The sequence below is a fragment of the Cupriavidus sp. 05N39 genome (assembly GCF_056397325.1).
In genome coordinates this window covers 1-23680 of the sequence record NZ_JBFTNE010000025.1, presented here as the reverse complement: position 1 = coordinate 23680, position 23680 = coordinate 1, and the positions used below count along the sequence as shown (strand labels likewise).

Annotated in this window: 19 protein-coding genes; 9 read left to right on the top strand and 10 right to left on the bottom strand. The window is 64.9% G+C overall.

Going from position 1 to position 23680, the window contains the following annotated elements:
- Positions 1-40 precede the first annotated feature (40 nt).
- The 3 genes from AC1DN0_RS14200 (at position 41) to AC1DN0_RS14190 (ending at position 2530) form a co-directional block, all read left to right on the top strand.
- Positions 41-583, top strand: coding sequence for a carboxymuconolactone decarboxylase family protein (locus AC1DN0_RS14200; RefSeq protein ID WP_441629422.1), 543 nt, complete (start codon positions 41-43; stop codon positions 581-583).
- Positions 576-1433, top strand: coding sequence for an SDR family NAD(P)-dependent oxidoreductase (locus tag AC1DN0_RS14195; RefSeq protein ID WP_441629421.1), 858 nt, complete (start codon positions 576-578; stop codon positions 1431-1433). Before AC1DN0_RS14200 ends, AC1DN0_RS14195 begins: the two co-directional genes overlap by 8 nt.
- An 86-nt stretch (positions 1434-1519) precedes the next feature.
- On the top strand, positions 1520-2530 hold the full coding sequence (locus AC1DN0_RS14190; RefSeq protein WP_477103328.1) for a Bug family tripartite tricarboxylate transporter substrate binding protein: 1011 nt from the start codon (positions 1520-1522) through the stop codon (positions 2528-2530).
- Between the two features lie 184 nt (positions 2531-2714).
- Here the strand turns inward: AC1DN0_RS14190 and AC1DN0_RS14185 are convergent, their stop codons facing one another.
- On the bottom strand, positions 2715-2954 hold the full coding sequence (locus tag AC1DN0_RS14185) for a hypothetical protein (protein WP_441629419.1): 240 nt from the start codon (positions 2952-2954) through the stop codon (positions 2715-2717).
- A 183-nt stretch (positions 2955-3137) separates the two neighbouring features.
- Here AC1DN0_RS14185 and AC1DN0_RS14180 point away from each other — a divergent pair, with 183 nt between their 5' ends.
- Together AC1DN0_RS14180 and AC1DN0_RS14175 are read left to right on the top strand one after the other, a co-directional pair.
- Positions 3138-4376, top strand: coding sequence for a serine hydrolase domain-containing protein (locus tag AC1DN0_RS14180; protein ID WP_441629418.1), 1239 nt, complete (start codon positions 3138-3140; stop codon positions 4374-4376).
- A gap of 61 nt (positions 4377-4437) precedes the next feature.
- Entirely contained in the window at positions 4438-5460 is a 1023-nt protein-coding gene (locus AC1DN0_RS14175; RefSeq protein ID WP_477111779.1) for an AraC family transcriptional regulator, read from the top strand.
- 175 nt (positions 5461-5635) lie between these two features.
- On the opposite strand, the gene AC1DN0_RS14170 is transcribed toward AC1DN0_RS14175, so the two are convergent.
- The 4 genes from AC1DN0_RS14170 to gabT form a co-directional block, all read right to left on the bottom strand.
- On the bottom strand, positions 5636-7225 hold the full coding sequence (locus tag AC1DN0_RS14170; RefSeq protein ID WP_441629416.1) for a gamma-glutamyltransferase family protein: 1590 nt from the start codon (positions 7223-7225) through the stop codon (positions 5636-5638).
- A gap of 57 nt (positions 7226-7282) precedes the next feature.
- Complete coding sequence (locus tag AC1DN0_RS14165; protein ID WP_477103324.1) at positions 7283-8266, bottom strand: Bug family tripartite tricarboxylate transporter substrate binding protein; 984 nt, start codon at positions 8264-8266, stop codon at positions 7283-7285.
- A gap of 186 nt (positions 8267-8452) precedes the next feature.
- Positions 8453-9910 (bottom strand): NADP-dependent succinate-semialdehyde dehydrogenase, encoded by a 1458-nt coding sequence (gene gabD, locus AC1DN0_RS14160; RefSeq protein WP_441629414.1) that lies wholly within the window; start codon positions 9908-9910, stop codon positions 8453-8455.
- Between the two features lie 67 nt (positions 9911-9977).
- Positions 9978-11240, bottom strand: coding sequence for a 4-aminobutyrate--2-oxoglutarate transaminase (gabT, locus tag AC1DN0_RS14155; RefSeq protein WP_441629413.1), 1263 nt, complete (start codon positions 11238-11240; stop codon positions 9978-9980).
- A 639-nt stretch (positions 11241-11879) separates the two neighbouring features.
- On the opposite strand from gabT, the gene AC1DN0_RS14150 reads away from it, so the two are divergent.
- On the top strand, positions 11880-12683 hold the full coding sequence (locus AC1DN0_RS14150; protein WP_441629412.1) for a BPL-N domain-containing protein: 804 nt from the start codon (positions 11880-11882) through the stop codon (positions 12681-12683).
- 4 nt (positions 12684-12687) lie between these two features.
- On the opposite strand, the gene AC1DN0_RS14145 is transcribed toward AC1DN0_RS14150, so the two are convergent.
- From AC1DN0_RS14145 to AC1DN0_RS14130, 4 genes are all read right to left on the bottom strand, one after another.
- Positions 12688-13083: an avidin/streptavidin family protein gene (locus AC1DN0_RS14145; protein ID WP_441629411.1), complete on the bottom strand. Its 396-nt coding sequence runs from the start codon at positions 13081-13083 to the stop codon at positions 12688-12690.
- A 44-nt stretch (positions 13084-13127) separates the two neighbouring features.
- A complete protein-coding gene (locus AC1DN0_RS14140) occupies positions 13128-14618 on the bottom strand; it encodes a TAXI family TRAP transporter solute-binding subunit (protein ID WP_477103322.1) in 1491 nt (496 codons plus the stop codon).
- A 2-nt stretch (positions 14619-14620) separates the two neighbouring features.
- On the bottom strand, positions 14621-15805 hold the full coding sequence (gene gltS / locus AC1DN0_RS14135; RefSeq protein ID WP_477145796.1) for a sodium/glutamate symporter: 1185 nt from the start codon (positions 15803-15805) through the stop codon (positions 14621-14623).
- Between the two features lie 67 nt (positions 15806-15872).
- Complete coding sequence (locus AC1DN0_RS14130; RefSeq protein WP_441629408.1) at positions 15873-16976, bottom strand: AI-2E family transporter; 1104 nt, start codon at positions 16974-16976, stop codon at positions 15873-15875.
- Between the two features lie 421 nt (positions 16977-17397).
- On the opposite strand from AC1DN0_RS14130, the gene AC1DN0_RS14125 reads away from it, so the two are divergent.
- Both AC1DN0_RS14125 and AC1DN0_RS14120 read left to right on the top strand, forming a co-directional pair.
- Positions 17398-18714: a patatin-like phospholipase family protein gene (locus AC1DN0_RS14125; RefSeq protein WP_477145795.1), complete on the top strand. Its 1317-nt coding sequence runs from the start codon at positions 17398-17400 to the stop codon at positions 18712-18714.
- Between the two features lie 235 nt (positions 18715-18949).
- Positions 18950-19948 carry an AraC family transcriptional regulator gene (locus AC1DN0_RS14120; protein ID WP_441629406.1) on the top strand — a complete coding sequence of 333 codons (999 nt, stop codon included), beginning with the start codon at positions 18950-18952 and terminating at the stop codon, positions 19946-19948.
- A gap of 8 nt (positions 19949-19956) precedes the next feature.
- Here the strand turns inward: AC1DN0_RS14120 and AC1DN0_RS14115 are convergent, their stop codons facing one another.
- Positions 19957-21588: a 3-(methylthio)propionyl-CoA ligase gene (locus AC1DN0_RS14115; RefSeq protein WP_441629405.1), complete on the bottom strand. Its 1632-nt coding sequence runs from the start codon at positions 21586-21588 to the stop codon at positions 19957-19959.
- Between the two features lie 329 nt (positions 21589-21917).
- Between AC1DN0_RS14115 and AC1DN0_RS14110 the strand changes: the two genes are divergently transcribed.
- Positions 21918-23680 (top strand): acyl-CoA dehydrogenase (locus tag AC1DN0_RS14110; protein ID WP_477145794.1); only part of this gene is annotated, 1763 nt, incomplete at its 3' end.

The following is a 23680-nucleotide window of genomic DNA, read 5'->3' as shown; positions in this document are numbered from 1 at the left end:
ACATCACCTGCCGCGCGGCAGGAAACGGARACAACACAACATGGCCAGACTGCCTTACTTCGATGTGGACAACGTCCCCGGCCGCCTTGGCGAGCAACTGCGCGGGCGTCCCGCCCTCAACCTGTACAGGGTCCTGCCGCATGCGCCGGAGATCGCGCTCGGCTTCCTCGGTCTCGGCCGCGCCATTCTCACGGAGGCCTCGCTGCCGCCCACGCTGCGCGAGCTGGTCATCCTGCGGGTGGGCGCGCTCAGCGGCGCCAGTTACGAAGTGCATCAGCACCGGCGCGTGGCGCGCGCCGCCGGTGTGCCGGAAGAAAAAATCGATGCCGTGCTGAAGCCGGATGCCAACGGAGACTTCAGCGAACTCGAGCGCCTTGTCATCGCATTCACCGATGCCGTGGTGCATGACGTCAAGGCACCGGCGCCGCTCTACGCCAAGGTTGCGGCGGCCCTGGACGAACAAATGATGGTCGAGCTGCTGGCAACCATCGGCTTCTACATGCTGGTGTCGCGCCTGCTGGAAAACCTCGAAGTCGATATCGAAAATCCGCCGCTGGAAAAACTGGAGCTGCGTCATGACTGAATCCCTGGAAAGCCGTCCGGACCAGCAACTGTTTGCACCCGCGCTTGGCGTGCCGCGCCGTGACGGCCGGCTCGCCGGGCGCCGCATCCTGGTGGTAGGCGCGGGCCAACGCCGCACCGTCGATCCGGTGCCGTCGGTCGGCAATGGCCGTGCCATGTCAATCCTGTTCGCCCGCGAGGGCGCCGCCGTGGCGTGCGCCGATATGGATGCCGGCGCCGCGCAGGATACGGTCGACCTGATCCTGCGCGAGGACGGCCGCGCGGTGCCGGTCCAGGCCGACGTTGCGGACCCTGCTCAGATCTCGCGCATGGTGGCCCAGGCCGCGGCTGCGCTGGGCGGGCTCGATGGCCTGGTGGTCAACGTCGGGATCGGCAACCCGAATCGCTTCGGCGCGGAGACGCCCGAAGACTGGGACCGGGTCCAGGACATCAACCTGCGCGCCCCGATGTTCTGCGCCCAGGAGGCCGCCGCCGTCATGCCCGCCGGCAGCGCCATCGTGTTCGTGGCCTCCACGGCGGCGATCTCGCCGCTGAGCGGCCTGCCGGCCTACGAGACTTCCAAGGCAGCCTTGACCGCGCTGGGCCGCGCGGTGGCATTCGCCGGCCAGCCCGGCGGCTTGCGTGCGAATGTGCTGGCACCAGGACTGATCGACACACCGATGGGCCGGGACGCCTCGCGCGCCCGGCCCTCGCGCGCGGCCCGTCCACTGCCGTTCGGCCGGCAGGGCACAGGCTGGGAGGTTGCGCATGCCGCGCTCTACCTGATCAGCACCGAGTCCTCCTACGTCAACGGACAGATGCTCATCGTCGATGGCGGCCTGTCGATCGGTGCCGTGCGCGCCGCTGCCTGACGGCTGGCGCAGCGTCGTACAGGTCAAGCGGGCCTGAGCTGTGCCATGGCCAGGCCCGTCATCACAACAATATGCAGGAGACAAACATGATGCGGAATTGCTGGAACACTTTGGGACTCGGCCGCTTCCTGGCCCTGGCACCCGCGATTGGCATGGCGCTGGGCCTTGCGCTTGGCGCGGCGCCGGCCAGCGCGCAGTCTTGGCCAGCACGGCCGGTTCGCCTGATCCTTCCCAGCGCCGGCGGCAGCGGGCCCGACACCATTGCGCGGATCTTTGCCGAGCGCTTGTCGCGTACGCTTGGCCAGCCCGTCGTGGTCGACAACCGGCCGGGCGCCAATGGCGTCATCGGCGTGGACGCGGTGGCCAAGGCGCAGCCCGACGGATACACCTTGCTATTCGCCAGTTCATCCTCCACGGTCATCAGCCAGGCCCTGCTGCACAAGCTGCCGTTCGATGTGACGCGCGACCTTGTGGCCGTGGCGCAGATCTTCTCAGGGGGCATCCATCTGGTAGCTTCGCCGGATTTTCCCGCGCGCAACCTGAAGGAGTTCGTTGCCCTCGTCAAGGCGAATCCCGGCAAGTACGACTATGCCACCTGGGGCCCGGGCTCCACCGGGCAGCTCGTGATGGAGTACCTGAAGCGGCAGGAAGGCCTCGACATCCGGCATGTGCCTTACAAGACGATCGGCCAGATATACCAGGACATGCAGGGCGGGCGGGTGAAGGTGGCCTTTGTCGACGCCACCAGTTCGGTGCCGCTGATCAAGACCGGAAAGCTGCGCGGCATCGCCATCACCGGCTCGCACAGGGGGCCGGCGCTGCCGGATCTGCCGACCATGACCGAACAAGGTTTTCGTTTCGATACGGATGCCTGGTATGGTGTGTTCGCCCCGCGCGGTACGCCAGCGGGCGTGGTGGCGGCCGTGCACCGGGAGGTCCTGAACACCCTGTCCGCCCCGGAGCTGCGTGACCGATTCGTCCAGCTCAACCTGATCGATCCGCCATTGAAAAGCGCGGAACAATTTGCCCAGACCGTACGCACCGACCTGTCCCTCTGGCAAGGCATCGCCAAAGCGAACGGCATCAGTTTGGACTGAGAAGCCAAGGGCCATTTCCAGTATCGCGGTGAATGCACCAGCTTTTGGCCTGAGCCCCCATATTGGGGGCTCAGGCCACAACCGGCCGCTTCGGCTTCTTTAAGTCATTCTCGCTGTTACTTGATAGAGTGCAATTCACAAACGGGCTTACCCTTCTTACCCGTACATCACGACTACCAGCAATTCATCGCTGCGGTCTCATCGGGCCGCTTTGCTTCTCCCGCATGACCCCGGCATCGGCATCTCCTGGATCTTCGGTCCAAGGAAACCGGACTTCCTTTACCTCGACCGCCTTCCAGGCGGAGTCGGCAAGGCCGCCGACGTGAGCGGCGTGACGATGCGCGCACATGAAAATATCGATACGGGCCTTGCCCTCCTCGTCGACACTCGCCCAGCGCAATAACCGCAATTTTGGCGCCAGCATGGCCGAAGGGAACTCCTCCCTTTTTTGTCATTTCCACTGACTGCCTTGATCTTGCCAATTTCCGCCCACAGGGCGATCGCGGGCGAATTTCCGCCGAACCTGAACATGCAATTGCCAGATCGGAACAGGCCCGCACCGCACCATCCCGTAAATTAGGCTCGCCTGCGTTCCAGTCGATGCGGCATGACGCAGGCACAAAAAGAAAGGGCGCCGCCCAACATCAGGAGACAAAACATGACGCAACAGAAACTGAAGACCGTCCTGGATCAGGTGCTGATCCAGGCCACCCATCGCCATGGCGGTGCGCCGGGGGTGGTGGCCATGGCCACCGACCGTAACGGCAACTTCTATGAAGGTGCCACCGGCACGCGCGAACTGGGCCGGGACAGCCCGATGACCACCGATTCGGTGTTCGCGATCTTTTCGACGACCAAGGCCCTGACCGGCACACTCATCATGCAGTTGGTCGAAGAAGGCAGGATTGCCCTGTCCGACAACGCTGGCGAGTACGTTCCAGAAATCGATGAACTCCAGGTGCTTGATGGCTTTGATGCCAATGGCCAGCCCCGTACCCGTGCGCCTGGGCGCAAGATCACGGTGAACGACCTGATGTTGCACGCCTCTGGCCTTTGCTATGAGTTCTTCAGCGAGAACGACCTGCATTACCGAACGGCCAGGAACATCCCGCCCATCATGTCCTGCAGCTTCGATTCGATACGCACAGTGCTGCTGCACGAGCCGGGGGCCGCATGGACTTACGGCGCCAATATCGACTGGCTGGGCCGCATCGTCGAACAGCAGCGCGGCAAGCGCCTGGGCGAGGTGATGAAAGAGCGCATCTTCACGCCGCTTGGCATGCAGGACATCGGCTTCCGGATGAGCGAATCGATGAAAGCACGGCGCGTTACCATCCATGACCGCGCAGCCGATGGAAAACTCACTCCGCTACCTGATCTGGTGCTGCCGGATCCCCCGCCGATGGACATGGGTGGCCACGGTCTTTACGCGACCATTGGCGAGTACATGAAATTCATCCGCATGATCCTGAATAACGGTGCCGGCCCGAACGGACGCGTGCTCAGGCCCGAGACGGTGGACCTGATGGCCCAGGACGGCCTGGCACCCATGGGGCTCGCGGTGGGCGGCTGGACCACCTCCGTCCCCTCGCTGAGCAATACCGGCGAATTCCTCCCTGGCACCGATAAGGGCTGGGCATACTCCTTCATGACGAATCGGGAACGTGCTCCCACGGGGCGGCCCGCGGGCTCGTTGATGTGGGCGGGCCTGGCCAACTCATTCTTCTGGATCGACCGTCAAAACGGCATCGGCGGCTACTGGGCGACCCAGATCCTGCCGTTCCAGGACGCCGCATCCTACCCGGGATTTGTCGAATTCGAAACGGCCATTTACCATCACAGGTAGCAAGCAGCTCCTGCACGCCGGTCTTCCGCGCCCGGCGCGTCCAAATGTCCCGCCCTGAGGCATGGCTATGATGGAAGCGATACGAAACGTTCTGGTCACGGATGCCCATGGCCAGGCCAGTTCGCGTTACCGCCTGGTGGCATCGAGCGAATGGGACGATATTCGTCAATGGTCGGACCGCATCTACATGCCGTACAGCGTCACGCCAACAGGGCGGCCGCGCCGCCCTGATTCGGTACTCGACGCCACCCGGATCGGGCACTTCACGCTAAGCCGCTTCAAGTATGGCATCCCGGTCCACATTTCCGATTTTTCACCCGCGGCGGGTACCGGAATGGTCCTGACCACCTTGCGCGGGACGGCGCGACACTGGACCGAGCCGAATGCCTTCGCCGACACTGGCGTTGGCGACGCCTTCGTGGTCGACAACTCGCGAACCCATTACTGGGTGGACTTTGACGAGAACCACCTGCAGATCAACCTGACCTTCGAACACGATGCGCTGGCCGCCTTGCATGAGCGCTGGTTCGGCCGGCCTGCCGACGAGAGCCTGTGGACGAAGAAATTTCGCCTTGGCGGCACCAATTCGAGCTGGATTTCCCTTCTCGCCTATGTTTGCAACTGCACCACGGAGATGCCGGATGCAATCGGCGGCAGCCCGCTGGGCCGGCATCTGGAAGAAATGATCGGCATCCACCTGTTGACGCAATGGCGCGCCCAGCTGGATCAGCCCAGTCAGGCCACGCTACACCGCATGGCGCCGCGGCATGTCCTGGCGGCGGAGCGTCATATCAGGGAACACGCGCATCTTGCGCCGACGCTGAGCGAACTCGCCCGCGCGAGTGGCGTAAGCGTCCGAACGCTCACCGGTGCGTTCCGTGAATACCGTGGATGCACCCCGATGGATACCTTGCGCGAGCAACGGCTTCAGGGTGTCCGGGCCGAACTGCTGCTTGCCGGCAAAGGGGCCACGGTTCGCACTGTCGCCGCCGCCTGGGGCTACGTCAATCTCGGCCTGTTCGCAGCCGTTTACAAGCAGCGGTTTGGTGAACTGCCTTCTCAGACCCTGGGGATCAGGAACTAGATCTTGCCGCTAAAGCCGCCGGCTGAGTGGCCTCCACGCTGGTCATGAAACAAAAATCGCGACACCAACGGTGATGTTGGTGTCGCGATTCATTGTCGTAGCGCGGTGACTGTCACGTCGGCGGAAATCCGCGGCAACCTGCGCTAATTAGCCTGAGCGCAGGTTGCCATCACGCTCAGAATCCCACCGCCTGCCCGTCCCGCCGCGAATCCGACGCAGCGATATACCCGTGCTCCGCCTTGTAGATCAACTGCGCGGAACCAAACTCCAGGCTGTCTGGCGGCGCCACCTCGACCTTGTGCCCACGCGCGCGCAGCGCGGCGACCACGTCTGCCGGCATATGCGATTCCACATTGACCACGGGGCCGTTCTCGACGCGGAAGCGCGGTGCATCGCTCATAGCCTGGGGGTTCTGGCCGAAGGCGGCCAGCCGCGCCATCATCTGCACATGGCCCTGAGCCTGCATGGAACCGCCCATCACGCCGAATGACATCACCGGCGCGCCATTGCGCGTGATGAAGCCGGGGATGATGGTATGCATCGGCTGCTTGCGCGGGCCGACGCAGTTGGCGTGCCCCGGCGTCAGGTTGAAGCCTTCGCCACGGTTATGCAGCGAGATGCCGGTGCCGGGTACCACCACGCCAGAGCCAAAGCCGCGATAGTTGGACTGGATGAACGAAACCATCGAACCGGCCGCATCGGCCGATGTCAGGTACACCGTGCCGCCGGTCTTGGGCATGCCGGCGCCGGGCGTGCTCGCGCGTGCCATGTCGATCAGCGCGGCGCGCTCGGCCAGATAGGCCGGATCGAGAAATGCCTTGGGATCGTGCTGCATCGTCGCCGGGTCGGAGACGTGGCGATGCAGGTCGGCGAACGCGAGCTTCATCGCTTCAACGCCGACATGATAGAAGTCCGCGCTGTCGCGCCCCATGCTTTCGATGTCGAAGCGGTCGAGAATGCCGAGCCCGATCAGCGCAGCCAGACCCTGCCCGTTGGGCGGAATCTCGTGCAACGTGTAGCCGCGGAAATCCTGCGACAGCGGCGTGACCCAGCTATGCGCGTGCTGCGCCAGGTCATCGGCACGGATGGCGCCACCGGTTTCCTCGGCAAAGGCGACGATACGCGCGGCCAGTTCGCCCTTGTAGAAGCTCTCGCCATCGCTTTCGGCAATGCGCTGCAGCGTGGCAGCCTGCTCCGGAAAGCGCCAGCGCTCGCCAGCCTGCGGCGCCTTGCCATCACGCAGGAAGGCCTTGGCAAAGCCAGGCTGGCCGGCCAGCACAGGTACCTGTGCCGCCCACTGGCGCGCGATCTGCGGCGATACCATGAAGCCCTGCTCCGCGTATTCGATTGCCGGTGCGAACAGGCGCGCGAACGGCAGCTTGCCGAAGCGGGCGGACAGTGCCTTCCAGCCTGCGACCTGACCCGGCACCGTCACCGTATCCCAGCCGACCGAAGGCATTTTCTCGCGGCCCGCGAAATATTCGGGCGTCCAAAGCGCGGGCGCGCGGCCACTGGAGTTGAGGCCGTACAACTGGCCTTCGTGCCAGACCAGCGCAAACATGTCGCCGCCGATACCGTTCATAACCGGCTCCACCACCGTCAGCGCGATCGCCGTGGCGATCGCACTGTCGATGGCGTTGCCGCCTTCATACAGCATGCGCAGGCCGGCTTGCGCGGCGAGCGGCTGGCTGGTGCTGACCGCATTGGCGGCAAGCAGCGGCATCTTCTGGGAGGGATAGGGGAAGGACCAGTCGAAAGGCAACATTAGGAGCGACTCAGTAGGATGGGGAAAATCCGGAACGCGGATGGAAGCGCGCGCCGCTTATTGCAAGGCAATGCCCGATTGCTTTACCAGCTTCTCGGTGCGTGGAATCTCGGCATTGATCATCGTGTTGAAGTCCGCCGCGCTGCCGCCGCGCGGCTCGGCGCCCGTGGCCCCCAGTTTGTCGCGGAAGGCCGGATCCTTGAGCAGCTTGTTGACCGAGACATTGAGCTTGGCCACGACCTCGCCCGGCGTGCCCTTCGGCGCGACCAGGCCATACCATGGGGCGATATCGAAGCCGGGATAGCCTTGCTCCGCGATGGTCGGCACATCCGGGGCCATCGACGAACGCTTGTTGTTCGACATGCCAAGCGCACGCAGCTTGCCCGCCTTCACAAAAGGCAACCCCGTCATGATGGTGTCGAAGTACATCGACACCTGACCCGACAGCAACGCCGGGATCGCTTCGGCTGCGCCCTTGTAAGGAACGTGAACGATGTCGATGCCGGCCATCGCCTTGAGCATCTCGCCGGCCAGGTGCGAGGTGGTTCCTGCTCCGAACGAGGCGTAGCTCAGTTTGCCTGGATTGGCCTTGGCATAGGCCACCATCTCGGGCAGCGTCTTGAACGGCAGCGACGGATTCGACAGCAGGATGTTCGGCGTGTAGGCCACGACCGTGATCTTCTCGAAGGCATCCGGATCGTAGCTGAGCTTCTTGTAGAGAAAGCGGTTGGTCACCATCGACGCGGGACCGGACATCAGCAGCGTGTAGCCATCGCCAGGCGCGCGGGCCGCGGCCTCGCTACCGATCATGGCCGCGGCGCCGGGCTTGTTTTCCACCACGAAGGGTTGGCCGTATTCCTTGCCGAGTGCAATGCCGAGCTGGCGCGAAAGCAAGTCTGTCGCGGAGCCGGCCTGGAATGGCACAACGATGCGCACCGGCTGCGTGGGCCAGTCTCGCGGGCCCTGCGCGAGAACCAGGGACGATGCCGCCATCGCCGCCACGGCGGCGATGGAACGGATGAAACGAAAACGAACCTGCATGAAACTACCCTCCTCGATAGTAGAGAATCCACTCGCTGCGCTGCGTACAGCGCTTGCCTTGGGTGGGCGGCCTCCACTTGGACCGCCTCTACCCAGGCTGTGGCTTAAGTCATTACCGGCCTGAATCCGGACAGAAGAACACCCGGCACCGGGCCGGGCGAACCGGCAGTGCGACACGCGCCGGGTTCAGCGGTCGACCCCTCCCATGCACAGGTATTTGATCTCCAGATAGTCCTCGATGCCGTACTTCGAGCCTTCGCGGCCCAGGCCGGATTGCTTGACACCGCCAAACGGCGCGACTTCGTTCGAGATCAGGCCCGTGTTGATGCCCACCATGCCGTATTCGAGCGCCTCGGCGACGCGCCAGATGCGGCCGATATCGCGGCTGAAGAAATAGGAGGCGAGACCGAACTCGGTGTCGTTGGCCATGCCGATCACTTCCGCGTCGGTCGAGAAGCGGAACAGCGGCGCCAGCGGGCCGAACGTCTCTTCCTTCGCCACGCGCATGGCCGGCGTCACGTCGGCCAGCACGGTCGGTTCGAAGAAGGTGCCGCCCAGGCTGTGCCGTTTGCCGCCGGACAGCAGCCGCGCGCCCTTGGCCATTGCGTCCGCGATATGCAACTCCACCTTGGCCACCGCGTCCTCATTGATCAGCGGGCCTTGCAAGACACCGGGCTCGACACCGTGGCCAACCTTGAGCTTCGCCACGGCGGCGACCAGCTTCTGCGCAAAGGCGTCATAGACCTTGTCGTGCACGTAGAGGCGGTTTGCGCAAACGCAGGTCTGGCCCGCGTTGCGGTACTTCGAGGCAATCGCGCCCTCCACCGCGGCATCCAGGTCGGCATCATCGAAGACGATGAAGGGCGCATTGCCGCCCAGTTCAAGCGAGAGCTTCTTGATGGTGTCGGCCGACTGGCGCATCAGGATGCGGCCAACTTCCGTCGAGCCGGTAAAGCTGAGCTTGCGCACGACCGGATTGGCGGTCAGCTCGCCGCCGATCGCCCGGGCGTCGCCCGTCAGCACGCTCAGCACGCCCGCCGGCACGCCCGCGCGCTCCGCCAGCACCGCCAGCGCGAGGGCGGACAGCGGGGTGTCCTCCGCCGGCTTGAGCACCATCGCGCAGCCCGCGGCCAGGGCAGGCCCGGCCTTGCGCGTGATCATGGCCAGCGGGAAATTCCAGGGTGTGATCGCCGCGCAGACGCCCACCGGCTCCTTCACTACCAACAGCCGCTTGTCGCCGGCGGGGGACGACAGCACGTCGCCACTGACGCGCTTGCCTTCCTCGGCGAACCATTCGAGGAACGACGCGGCGTAGGTCACTTCGCCGCGGGCCTCGGCCAGCGGCTTGCCTTGCTCGGTAGTCATCAGCAGGGCAAGGTCGTCGGCATTAGCGAGCATCAGCTCATGCCAGTTGCGCAGCACCTGGCTGCGCTCGCGCGCGGTCTTGCCACGCCAGGCGGCCTGCGCGGTGCGCGCGGCCTCGATGGCGCGGCGTGTTTCCGCCGCCCCCATCAACGGCACCGTGCCGATGACGGCGCCGGTCGCGGGATCGGTGACGGCGAAGGTCTCACCGCTGTCGGCGTTCCGCCACGCGCCGCCGACAAAAGCTTGCGCACGCAGCAAGCCTGCATCCTTGAGTTCCATGATGAAGTCCGTTTGGTCCTGTTGTATCCGTTTGGGTGCGCTTCGGTGCGCTTGGGTGCGTTTGGGATCAGCGGGTCAATGCGTCAGCCAGGATGTCGAGGCCTTCGTCCATCACGGCATCGCTGATGGTGAGGGGGAACAGGAAACGGATCACGTTGCCGTAGATGCCGCAAGACAACAGCAACAGGCCCTGTTCCAGCGCGCGGTTCTGCACAGTGCGCGTGAAATCGGCGTCCGGACTGCCATCCGCCTTGCGGAATTCGACGGCGACCATGGCGCCGACGCCGCGCACTTCGGCGATTTGCGGCACGCCGGACCTGAGGCTCTCCAGACGGTCCACCAGGCGCTTGCCCAGCACGTTGCCGCGCTCGATCAGGTTCTCGCTTTCGAGCACGTCCAGCACGGCCAGCGCGGAAGCCACCGCCAGCGGGTTGCCGGCATAGGTGCCGCCAAGCCCGCCGGGTGCCGGGGCGTCCATCACCTCCGCGCGACCGCATACCGCCGACAGCGGCATGCCGCCCGCCAGGCTTTTCGCCATCGTGGTCAGGTCCGGCGCCACATCGTAGTGCTCCATCGCAAAGAGCTTGCCGGTGCGCCCGAAGCCGGTCTGCACTTCATCGGCGATCAGCAGGATGCCGTGCTCGTCGCAAATCGCGCGCAGCGCCCTCACGAACGCGGCCGGCGCCACGTTGAAGCCGCCCTCGCCCTGCACCGGCTCGAAGATGATGGCAGCCACGCGCTTGGGATCCACGTCGGCCTTGAACAGGTTCTGCAGCGCCTTGAGCGAATCCTCCACCGACACGCCGTGCAACGCGCAGGGATACGGCGCGTGGAACACCTCGCCGGGGAACGGTCCGAAGCCAACCTTGTACGGCACCACCTTGCCGGTCAGCGCCATGCCCATCATGGTGCGGCCATGGAAGCCCCCCGAAAAGGCGATCACGCCCGGACGGCCGCTGGCGGCACGGGCAATCTTGATCGCGTTTTCGACGGCTTCGGCGCCCGTCGTGAAAAATGCCGTCTTCTTGACCGAGCCACCGGGGGCGCGCTGGTTGATTTTCTCGGCCAGCTCGATGTAGCTGGCGTAGGGGACGATCTGGTAGGCGGTGTGCGTGAAGCGCTCCAGTTGGCGCTGCATGGCCTCCACCAGGCGTGGATGACGATGGCCGGTGTTCAGGACGGCGATGCCGGCGGCGAAGTCGATATAGCGCTTGCCCTCCACATCCCAGATCTCGGAATTCTCGGCACGCTCGGCGTAGAAATTGCACATCACGCCTACGCCACGGGGCGTGGCGGCATCTTTGCGGCGGACCAGCTCGGCGTTCTTCATCTCTTGCTCCATCTCTTGCTTCGGTTTGTGCCAACGGACTTCGTTGTCCGCATTTCGCGTCGTCAACCGGCAGCGGGTGCTGCATCTCGGCCGGAATGCGGTGGAGTAGAAAATTAACCGAAAATTGGCACCACCACTAGATCCATATTGATGCTTGTTGATAGGGCCATTTTTGAGAGACCTGTCTTGTCGGATTTGCTGCCGCAACGTCCGGAACGGTTGCCGGACAGCCGCGACGTGACGCATGAATCTCACGCAGGCTTCAGACGCGACAGGATGTGACAGGAACCAGCAAGCTGCTGGCGTCAGGACGGATCACCAGGGGAATTGCCTTGCCATCCCGTGCTGCCTGCCTGGAGGCAATCGCTGGCGGCTGGCTCCGTCACTGCCCCGATGGGAAATGGCACCTACTGATGAAGTACTTCACCAAACCATATTGTCTTGCACGGATAATCCTGCAAATGGCACCAGGCTTTTGGCACGAACACGGCACCCCCTGGACCGCTTTGTGATGTCACGGCGGGCAGGATCGTACGGGATGCTTCAAGGACGGCCAGGCTCCCGGAACCTGGTGCCGGCAAAACCTAGGGCGTAAGATCACCAGCGACGCGATGCCGCGTTGCACATCGGCGAACCATCATGGCAAAGCCCCAGATCCTGACCTATATCGATGCCGGCACGTCCGACGGGACCGCACGCCTGATGAGAATGATCGGACAGCAACTGCTTCCCGGCGCTTACGAGATCCGGGCGGTCATGGCCGATGACCTCAGGCATGACGCGGCGCTCTTCGATGACGCCGCGCTGTTTGTCATGCCGGGCGGTGCCGACCTTCCCTATTGCGCCGCATTGAACGGCGCCCCCAACGCGCGCATCCGGCGCTTCGTCGAGCAGGGCGGCGTCTACCTGGGCATTTGCGCGGGCGCGTACTACGCTTGCAGGGAGCTGGCGTTCCATGCCGGAACCGAGGGCGCAATCTGCGGCGCACGCGAACTGAACTTTGTGGATGCGGTCGCGGTTGGCTCGCTGCCCCAGCTCACGGGGGGCGTCGCTTATGACGCAACGCCGAGGAGCGCCACGGCCACGGAGATCCGGACGACCCATAGCCTGACCGCTGCCCCGACGACGCTTTATGCGCACTACCACGGCGGCTGCCGCTTCGATTTCGGCGACGCAACGAACCATGCGGCGCGGATCCTGGCCGTGTACACCGGCATCGAAGGCAACCCGCCCGCCATCGTGAGCGCAAGCGTGGGCAAAGGCTGCGCAATCCTGACCGGTGTCCACCTGGAAATCTCGGAGCGCGAGTGCAAGGACGCACTGCGCGGACACAGCGACATGGCCGCGCACTTGCACGTTTGCCGCAAGCTGGCCCGGACCGGAGAGGCGCGGCTGGCGGTTTTCCGCCAGTTGCTTGCTCACGCGGGCCTCTTGCTGGGCTGACCGCTCAGGGCGTCCAGTACCAGACGGCGGAGTTGGAGAGAAAGGTCTCCCACATTGCGTGCGGCTTGCCGGGATCGTCGTCATCGCAGAGCCGGGCAAGAACCCACTGGGCTTCGATCCGTTCTCTCGATGCATCACCGAGACCATCCTGCTCGCCCTTGGCCAGGTAGCGGCCGGCAAAGGTGGTCAGCGATGCGTGCGCCTCCGAAGCATTCTTCCAAAGCACCGTGAATCCGATCAGCGTACCGTCGGTCATGCCGTGCGCGTCGAACCACGCATTGGGATCGGGCATGCCCACCTTGGTCTGGTAGCGGCCGGTGAAGCGGGCACCCGGCTCGATGGAAAGAATCTCAAGCCCGCCGCCGTTCCGGCCGAGCCATCGTCCAACACGGATTGTCATGGTGCCTCCTTTGCATTGCGCGGATTGAAAAATGCGTTTGACGCCTACTTCTTCCCGGCGCCGGCGCTCATCGCATCGAGCGCCTTTGCCGCGGCAAGGTGCTGGGGCACGGCAAGCCCTTGCAGCGCCGTCGCCGCCGAGACCTGCGCACCTTGCGCGCTGCCGCGCGCGGCGAGATCGTTGCCGTTTGCGAAAACCAGGCGGGTCAGCGCGGCCACCTCGGCATCGGAGAGGTCGCTTGCCGTGAGGAGCAGCGCCGCGGTCGCGACGCTACGCACGTCTTGCCGCTGGTTCGCGTAGGCACCGCGCGAGATCGTGTAGGGAAAGTACGCGGTCTTCGCACCGGCCAGCGCGGCAATCCCGCGCTCCGAGAGCGGCAACAGCCGCAGCGGCACGTCCTCAAGCGCATCGCGCACGCTGTCCGCCGGCACGCCGATGACCTGTATCACGGCGTCGACCTGCTTCTGGCGCAGCGCAACCAGCGCGGCGCCGATGCTCAAGTCCTGGGGCACGATGTCCTTCAGCCCGAGCCCATGCGCCTCAAGCACGCGTACCGCGGTGACGCGCGACGCGGAGCCCGGTTCCCCCATGGCGACCTTGTGGCCGCGCAGGTCCGACATCGATGCCAGCGAGTCGTTGGCCCGCACCAGGACATGCACGGCTTCCGGATACAAGCTGCCCAGCGCGCGCAGCGAGGCGTACGGCCCGTCCGTGGCAAAGGCGCCCTTGCCCTCATAGGCATCGAGCGCGGCATCGCCCTGCGCCAGCGCAACCGAAACCTTGCCTTCCCGCAGCAGACGCAGGTTTTCCTCTCCTCCCCGCGTGATCAGGGGCACTACCCTGACCCTGGTCTCGCTCGCCAACGCGCGGGCAAAGCGCAAATACTGTCCGTGCTCGGCACCGGCCGCGATCGCGTATCCGTCCGCCGCGCGCGCGAGCCGTGCGCGTACGCTGGCATATGCCACCGCAAGCTCCTGCTCGATGGCCGCTTGCTCAGCAGGCGAAGCATCCTTGGGCACGGATTCGATCACCTTTCGCATCGCGTCCAGGATGGCGGCGGCGCCTGGCGCGGTATTCGTGACATAGTCCGGCGCCTCAGCGGGCCGGTAGCCGCCGGAGGTAACCGCGACCCACCGGTCCCCCTCGCGCTTGTAGAGCGCGGTACCGTGGGCACGGATGATGTCTCCCGCCTTGTTGCCGCCCGAGGCAATACCGGAAATGCCCTTCGGGCCCGCGCCCAGCGCGGAAACTAGGCCGGCGACGCCCGGCGCGTCCCATCCGCCGAAATCGAAGTCGCGCGCGAGCTTCAGTTGCGCGTCGAAGTAGACTGTCCGGCGTGTCTCGCCCGCCGCCCTGGTGTCCGCCTGGGAGCCACGGCGCTCAAGGCTGACCAGTTCCACCGTCCCGGCCGGCAGCGCCTGCACCAGGCGTTCGTTGACCCCGGCCCGCAGGCTGTCGGCATCCGGGCCGCCGCCGCAGCCGCTCAGGAGGACCGCCAGCACGGCGGCCAGCAGCATGGCGATGAGGGTGCGCATGGTCAGCCTCCCACGATCGGCAGCGCAAGCCATAGCGTCAGCACCACCGCGTTCATCAGGTCGACGAAGAATGCGCCGACGAGCGGGGCGATCAGGTAACTGGTCGGGGCCGGCCCGTACTTTGCGGTGATCGCCTGCATGTTCGCCATGGCGGTCGCGGTGGAACCCATATTGAAGCCAATGAAGGCCGCGGAGGTGACGGCTGACTCGTAGTCGCGGCCCATGAAGCGAAAGCAGACCAAAACGGCGTAGATAACGAGSAATACCACCTGCATCGCAATGATGACAATGAAAGGCCCCGCCGACAGCGCCACCTCGATCAGGTCGAGCGCCATCATCGTCATGACGAGGAACAGCGACAGGCACACGTTCGAGATCAGGTCCGTGGCGCGGTCATCGAAACGCAGGCCGATGAATGGGCAGAGGTTGCGGATGGCGACGCCCGTGACCATGCACCACAGGAAAGCCGGTATGGTGATCGAGCCGCCGGTGAACTGCGCTGCCAGCCACCGGCTGGCCACTACCGCGGCAAAGATGCCGGCGAGGGAGCCGATCGCGCCGACGGTGGCGATTGGCGCTGCCGGCTGCATGTCGTCGCTCGCGGTTTCCTCCGCCCGGGATCGCAGGTGGTATCGCGTGATCAGGAACTGCGCGACCGGGCCGGCGATGATGCCGCCGACAATCAGGCCCAGCGTCGCCACCGTCATGGACAAGTCCATCACGGACTGCAGGTTGTTGACTTCCGCGAAGCGCTCGGCATAGGCCGCGCCGGTGCCATGGCCGCCCACGAGGGTAATCGAGCCACCGACCAGCCCGAAGATCGGGTGCAAGTCCAGCACCTTCGCCATCGCGACGCCGACGGCGTTCTGCGCGACGATGTAGGGCAGCATGATCATCAGGAAGATGACAAGCGCCTTGCCTCCCCGGCGAAGTGTGCGCAAGTCCGCGCTCAGCCCCATCCCGCCGAAGAACATCAGCAGCAGCACCGGCTTGACGCTCTGGTCGATCGTGACCTTGAAATCCGCGGTTGCCAGGGCCAGCGCGGACAGCACCGCGAAAAGCAGGCCGCCGGTGATGGGATCCGGGATGTTGTATCTCGACAGCAGCCCAACCCGGCGATTGACCAGCGCGCCGATAAGCAGCACGACAACGGCGGCCAGCAAGGAGCTAAGGGGATCGAGACTCATCGGCTATCCCGTTGGATGTCAGGCGGTTCGCACGAATCCAACGCGACAAGGCGCGAGCCTGGCAGTATCAAACTGGCTTCTGGTCTCCTGGCCCGCTACCGTGGTGCTGGTCCTCGACCCATTGCCAGAACAACTGATAGCCGACCGCGAGCATCACCGGGCCGATAAACAAGCCAATGACGCCGCCGCTGACCATCCCGCCCAGGGCGCCGATCAGCACCACCGGCATCGGCACGTCGACACCCCGGCCCAGCAGCAGGGGCTTGAGGACGTTATCGGCCAGCCCCGCCACGAAGACATAGATGGAGAAGACGATCGTAGCGACGCTGGCACCCTCGGTGGCGATGACGAAGACAATCACCGGGACGGTAATCAGCGTGGCCGGCAGCTGCATGATCCCAAGCAGCAGCACCCCCAGAGCCAGCAGGCCGGCGGCAGGAATGCCCTTGAGCACGAAGCCGACGCCGATCAGCAGCATCTGGATGAAGGCAATGCCGACCACCCCCTGGGCAACCGCGCGAATGGTGGAGGTGCACAACGCGGTGATCTGCGGGCCTTTTTCCGGGTTGAAGATGCGCGAGGCAATCTGCACGGCGCTACGGCTGCCCTGCTCCCCAAAAGCCATGATGATGCCGGCGATGATCAGTGCAAAGACGAATACCAGCAACCCCCTGCCGAGACCCGCGGCCGCGCCCAGCAGCACGAGGCTGAAGTCCTTGATCTGAGGCGCGAGCTTCATCACCAGACCGGTCAGGTCAGTGGCGGCTTGCATCCAGAAGGCATACAACTGCTTCCCCACCAGCGGCCAACTGGCTACCGACTCGGCCGGCGGTGGGACCTGGAACTCCCCGCTCTTGACGAGGGTCATGGCATTCTCCACCGACTCCGCCATGGCGACACCCAATAGGTAGGTCGGCACCATGATGATGCCGATCACGACCAGGATGATCAGCGTGGCGGTGCGGCCGTCCTTGTTGCCCAGCATCGGGCTGAGTTTCACCTGCAGCGGATAGAGGGTGATCGCCAGGATCAGCGACCAGACGAGCAGGTCGAAAAACGGACGGAATATCTCGAAGCAGAAAATCACCAGGACAGCGATCAGCCCGGCACGGATCAGTACATCGAGCATGCCGCGGGACAGCGCCTTCTCGGAAATGGGCGTGGGCAACATCGATTGCCTCCTTGCAGGTCACCGCAAAGGTATCGGGTCGGAAAGCCAGGCAAGGGCATCTCATCCCTGCCGTTAAGCCATGTCCGGGCGACACGATACGTCCGGCACGGTCGATGCCGGCATCGGCGCGTTCGCCATACGAGGGCAAAAGCCAACCACCCCCCCGATTCGGTGAATTCTAGTCTAGGCTAGTCAGAATGCCGGGACAACCTCAATGAGTACGCACCGTAACAATACCCGGAGACTGCCCGGAGAATCCATGGTCCGACTGCCGACGCCTGCATTGGTGGTACTTGCGTTTCTGATCGTGCTCGGCGGCTGCGCAAGCCGTCCAGTCAACCCGCCCATCGCTCACGCCGACCCGGATGCCGGCTATCGGTTCGTCACCCGTCCGCAATACTCGGCAGACAACGAAAACCTGGTGATCCTGGCCTTCTCGGGCGGCGGGACACGCGCTGCGGCATTTTCGTACGGCGTCCTCGAGTTCCTGCGCAATACCGAAGTCGTCGGACCGAAAGGCAACAAGTCTCGCCTGCTCGAACATGTCGGCGTCATCACCGGCGTATCCGGCGGGAGCTTTACGGCGCTCGCCTATGGCCTCTACGGCGACAAGCTGTTCGACGATTACGAGCAGCGCTTCCTCAAGCGCGACGTGCAGGGGGAAATTACGTTCCGAACGCTCAATCCAGCCTACTGGCCATCCCTATGGTCGAGCGGCTGGGGGCGCTCGGAACTGGCATCAGACCTGTACGACGAAATCCTGTTCCATGGCGCGACATTCGGCGACCTCAATCGCGGAGGCGGCCCTTTCATCGTCGCCTCCGCCACGGACATCTCCACGGGCGCCCGCCTGCCCTTTACGCAGACCACATTCGACGTGCTTTGCTCGGATCTGAATGCGGTGAAGCTCTCCCGTGCCGCCGCCGCATCGTCGGCGGTACCGGTGGTGCTCACGCCCGTTACCCTCAACAACTACGGCGGCACCTGCGGCTACGCCCCCCCCGGCTGGATCAAGCCATTTCTCGACGCCAGCGACCCGCCCCGGCCGGCCGCCCGCGCGACCCGTCACCTGAAAGAGGAGGCCGAATTCGGGGACAGCGCCAACCGGCCCTACATCCATATCGTGGACGGCGGGGTGTCGGACAACCTCGGCATGCGCAGCGTGCTGGATTCCCTGGAGGTCATGGAAGCGCTGCATTTGATCGGCCAGCCTTCGCCACTCGACCATACGCGCAGGATCGTCGTCTTTGTCGTCAATTCACTGTCCACGCCCAAGACGGCATGGGACAAGTCGGAATCCCCGCCAGGCACGCTRCAGATTCTGGTGAAAGCCACGGGCGTGCCGATCGACCACTATTCCTACGAGGCGACGGAGTTGTTGAAAGACAGCCAGGCGCGATGGCAGTCCATGCGCCGGGTCCGGGAGTCACGCGCATTTTCAGCGAACAAGGATGCCGCGGTAGCCACTGCGTTACGCACGCCGGACGCAACGATCTATGCCATCGACGTGTCGTTCGCCCAGTTGACGGACAAGGCGGAACTGGATTACCTGAACGAACTGCCCACATCGTTTTCCCTGCCGGCCGAGGCTGTCGACCGGCTGCGTGCCGCCGCGGGGAAGATCATCATGGCGTCGCCCGATTTCAATCGGCTGCTGAAAGATGTCGGCGCCAGGGTCATCGCCGCCCCGGCACCGGCACCGGCAGGCGAAACAACGGGCGACCACGGTAACAAGTAGCCGTTGGCCAGGCGCTGGTGCTTAACCGGCTGATATCCCGGATCGAGGCACAAGCCCCTGGCGTGCGTCTCCGGGCGGTCGGCAGCCGGGACGGAACGCTGGCGGACCGGCTCGACGCGACAGCGCCCTGATCGCCGGAAAGCCAAAAATGTGACGGGCCAATCCAGCTTATGACAGAATATATGCCCCCTGGTCACACCGGAAATGACGTTGCGGTCCGGACGTCGACGCACCCTTGAGTCAGATTTCTGGCACGGTTCCCATTTCGCTGGTCAACGGCTTCCTGTCGGGCGCCGATCCCGCCGCCATCGAACGGCTGGCGGAGTGCTCCGGCATCCCCCACGGCTTGCTGCGGCGCCCTGGCTCCCGCGTGACCGAGGAGCAGTTCTCCACGCTCTACCGCCTGCTCGCGACCGAACTGGACGACGAAATGCCGGGCATCTTCAGCCGCCCCTTGCGCAACGGCACGCTGAAATACCTGTGCCTGAGCCTGCTCGACGCCCCGCGGCTGGAAGTCGCGCTGCATCGGTTCGGCCAGTTCTTCCACCTGATCCTGGATGATTTCCGGCTGGAGTCGGGCCGCGACGGCGAAGGCGGCTGGGTTGCCATGGTGGCGGATCCGGCTGGCCCCGGCGTGACCGAACTCGGCCGCGAACTCATCATGAAGCTGGTGCACGGCATTGCCTCATGGCTGGTTGGGAAGCGGATCCCGCTGATCGCGGCGGAGTTCGATTTCGCGCGTCCCGCGCACGCAACGGACTACCTCTTTCTCTTTCCGGGGCCGGTTCAGTTCGGTAGCGCACAGACACGCATGCGCTTCGAAGCGGCTTACCTCGACATGCCCATGCGGCAACGCAAGGCCGACCTGCAGAGATTCCTGGCGCGCGCGCCGGAAGACTGGATCTTCGTCTCCTTCGCCGACCAGATGGTTTGCCACCGGGTCCGGCAATTCCTCGCCGATTGCCTTCCCGCCATGCCGACGCTGGAAGTGGTTGCCCAGGACCTGCACTTTTCCGTGCGCACGCTTTGCCGCCGGCTTGCGGACGAAGGCACGACGTTCCAGGCGATCAAGGATGACGTCCGGCGCGATATCGCGATTCAGCGGCTCACGCGCTCGCCCGACGCCATCGCGGCTATCGCGTATGACGTCGGCTTCGACAACCCGACCGCGTTCCATCGCGCTTTCCGGCACTGGACCGGCAGCACGCCCAAGGCCTACCGCGGCATGGCCTGAGCGCCCGGCTAGGCGGCGGCGCCGCTGTAATGGGAGCCGAAACGCTGCCTGAGCACCAGCTTGTGCAGCTTGCCGGTCGCGGTCAGCGGCAGCTCCGGCACGAACACCACGTCGTCCGGGATCCACCATTTGGCCACCTTGCCTTCATAGAAGGCCAGCAGTTGCTGCGCATCGAGCGTGCTGCCGGCGCGCCTTACCGCAACCAGCAGGGGCCGTTCGTCCCACTTGGGATGGGCACAGGCGATACAGGCCGCCAGTTCGACTTCCGGGTGCGCAACGGCGATGCCTTCCAGCTCGATCGAGGAGATCCACTCGCCGCCGGACTTGATCACATCCTTGCTGCGATCCGTGATCTGCATATAGCCGTCGGCGTCGATCGTGGCGACATCGCCGGTGGCGAACCAGCCATCCTTCTCCAGGCAGGATTCCTCCATGCCGAAGTAGCGCTCCACGACCCAATGGCCGCGCACCAGCAGGTCGCCAGCCGCGCGCCCGTCCCACGGCAACTCGGCACCATCGGCGTCGACGATCTTCATCTCGACACCCGGCACGACCCGGCCTTGCTTGGCCTCGAGCTGCGCGCGCTCCTGCTCCGGCTTCTGCGCGAAACCCTGCGAAGGCGAAAACACGGTGCCAATCGGCGACAGCTCGGTCATGCCCCAGGCGTGTACCGACTTGATGCCCAGTTCGCCCAGTGCCTTGGCCAGTTGCGGCGGGCATGCCGCGCCGCCCACGATGACACGCTCAAGGCTGTTGCAGCGCTTGCCCGTGCGGCGCATATAGTCGGCCAGGCCGAGCCAGACCGTGGGCACGCCAGCCGACACCGTCACGCCTTCCTGGTCGAACAACGCCGACAGGGATGCGCCGTCGAGCGCCGGGCCCGGCAGCACCAGTTTCGCCCCGACCAGCGCCGCGGAGAACGGCAGCCCCCAGGCATTGACGTGGAACATAGGCACGACAGGCACCACGGAGTCCGACGCACGCAGGCAAAGCGCGTCCGGCAGCGCCGAGGCATAGGCCATCAGGCAAAGCGAACGGTGCGAGTACAGGACGCCCTTCGGGTTGCCGGTGGTGCCTGAGGTATAGCAAAGCACCGCCGCGAGTTGCTCATCCAGGCGGGGCCAGTCGAAATGGCCGGGCTGCCCGCCGATCAGCGCCTCGTAGCTTTCGAGCGGCAGCGCCGGTGCCTGCGGCAGGCTGGCGCTGTCGCACAGCATCACCCATGACTCGACATGGGGACATTGCGGCGCGATCTGCTGGACCAGGCCCAGGAACGAGGCATCGAAGCAGACCACGCGGTCGCGGGCATGATTGATGATGTAGGCGATCTGTTCCGGGAACAGGCGGGGGTTGATGGTATGACAAACCGCGCCAATGCCGGTCACGCCATAGTACAGCTCCATATGGCGATAGCCATTCCACGCCAGCGTGCCCACGCGGTCTCCGGCGACGATGCCGCGGCCCGTCAGCGCATTGGCCAGTTGCATGGCGCGGACATGGCAGTCCCGGTACGTATAGCGATGAATGTCGCCCTCGACGCGCCGGGATACGATTTCCACCGTGCCGGAGTGCCGTGCCGCCTGCTCAAGCAGCGAGGACAATTGCAAAGGCGCGTACATCATCTGACCGAACAGGTCCATAGTCTTGTCTCCTGACAGGCGGTTTGTCGTTATGCCGGATGCATTCGGCGGTCATGGCGACGCCGGCTGCGAGGCATTCTAGAGGTGCCCGCCCCCTCCGGCACTGACAGGAATGGCCGAACTAGTGACAAATCCGGCCAATCGGGCCGGGGTGGCAGGCAAGCGGCCAGGGCGGCGCAAAGCGGCAGGTTTTGTCAATGAATGGGCAGGTTTGGTTATTCCCGCATGCCGCGGCGGGCGCTACGATCCGGTATCCGGAGCATGCGGTGCCGGCATCCGCCCAGATGCACCATGCCCTGTGCCGCAATCCCAAAATGGAGACCCAAAAAATGACCTATCGTGCCCCGCTCAAGGACATGCTGTTTGTGATGAACGAACTGGCCGGCCTTGACGCTGTCAGCCAGCTGCCCGGCTTCGAGGACGCCACGCCCGAGACGGCGCAGGCGGTGCTCGATGAGGCCGCCAAGTTCAACGAACAGGTGCTGGCGCCGCTCAACCGCATCGGCGACACCGATCCCAGCAGCTGGAAGGACGGCGTGGTCACCACCACGCCCGGCTTCAAGGACGCCTTCCGCCAGTTCGGCGAAGGCGGCTGGCAGGGCGTGCTGCATCCGCAGGAATTCGGCGGCCAGGGCTTGCCCAAGCTGATCGCCACCGCCTGCAACGAGATGCTGAACTCGGCCAACCTGTCGTTCGCGCTGTGCCCGCTGCTGACCGACGGYGCCATCGAAGCCCTGCTGACCGCSGGCAGCGATGCGCAGAAAGCCACCTTCCTGCCCAGGCTGATCTCCGGCGAATGGACCGGCACCATGAACCTGACCGAGCCGCAGGCCGGCTCGGACCTGGCGGCGGTACGCACGCGCGCCGAGCCGCAGGGCGACGGTACCTACAAGGTGTTCGGCACCAAGATCTTCATCACCTACGGCGAACACGACATGGCGAAGAACATCGTCCATCTCGTGCTGGCGCGCACGCCGACGGCACCCGAGGGCGTCAAGGGCATCTCGCTGTTCATCGTGCCCAAGTTCCTGGTGAACGAAGACGGCTCGCTGGGCGCGCGCAACGATGCGCACTGCGTGTCGATCGAACACAAGCTGGGCATCAAGGCCAGCCCCACCGCCGTGCTGCAGTTCGGCGACCACGGCGGCGCCATCGGCACGCTGGTGGGCGAGGAGAATCGCGGCCTGGAATACATGTTCATCATGATGAACTCGGCACGTTTCTCGGTCGGCATGCAGGGTATCGCGGTCTCCGAGCGCGCCTACCAGCAGGCGGTAGCCTTTGCGCGCGAGCGCGTGCAAAGCCGGCCGGTCGACGGCTCGGCCCGCGAGGCGGTGACCATCATCCATCACCCCGACGTCAAGCGCATGCTGATGACCATGCGCTCGCTGACCGAAGGCGCGCGCGCGGTGGCCTACGTGGCCGCGGCGGCATGCGATACGGCGCACCAGCATCCCGACGAAGCGGTGCGCAAGCAGAACGAGGCCTTCTACGAGTTCATGGTGCCCATCGTCAAGGGCTGGAGCACCGAGCTGTCGATCGATGTCACCAGTCTTGGCGTGCAGGTGCACGGCGGCATGGGCTTCATCGAGGAGACCGGCGCGGCGCAGCACTATCGCGACGCCCGCATCCTGCCGATCTACGAAGGCACGACCGCGATCCAGGCCAACGACCTGGTCGGCCGCAAGACGGTGCGCGACGGCGGCGCCGTGGCGCGCGGCATCTGCGCGCAGATCGCTGAAACCGAGGCGGCGCTGGGCAAGCATGGCGGCGCGGCTTTCTCCGCGGTGCAAGCGCAACTGGCCAAGGGGCGCGAGGCGCTGGAGGCGGTGGTGGCGTTCGTGGTGGCCAATGCCAAGTCGGATCCGAATGCCGTGTTCGCCGGCAGCGTGCCTTACCTGAAGCTCTGCGGCATCGTGTTCTCGGGCTGGCAGCTTGGGCGCGCGATGCTGGCCGCGGATGCGAAGCGTGGCGAGGATCCTTCCTTCAGCGATGCCAAGATCGCGACCGCGCATTTCTTCGCGGAGCACATCCTGTCGCAGGCGTCGGCCTTGCGCGATGCCGTCGTGGCAGGCGCGGTGCCGGTCAATGC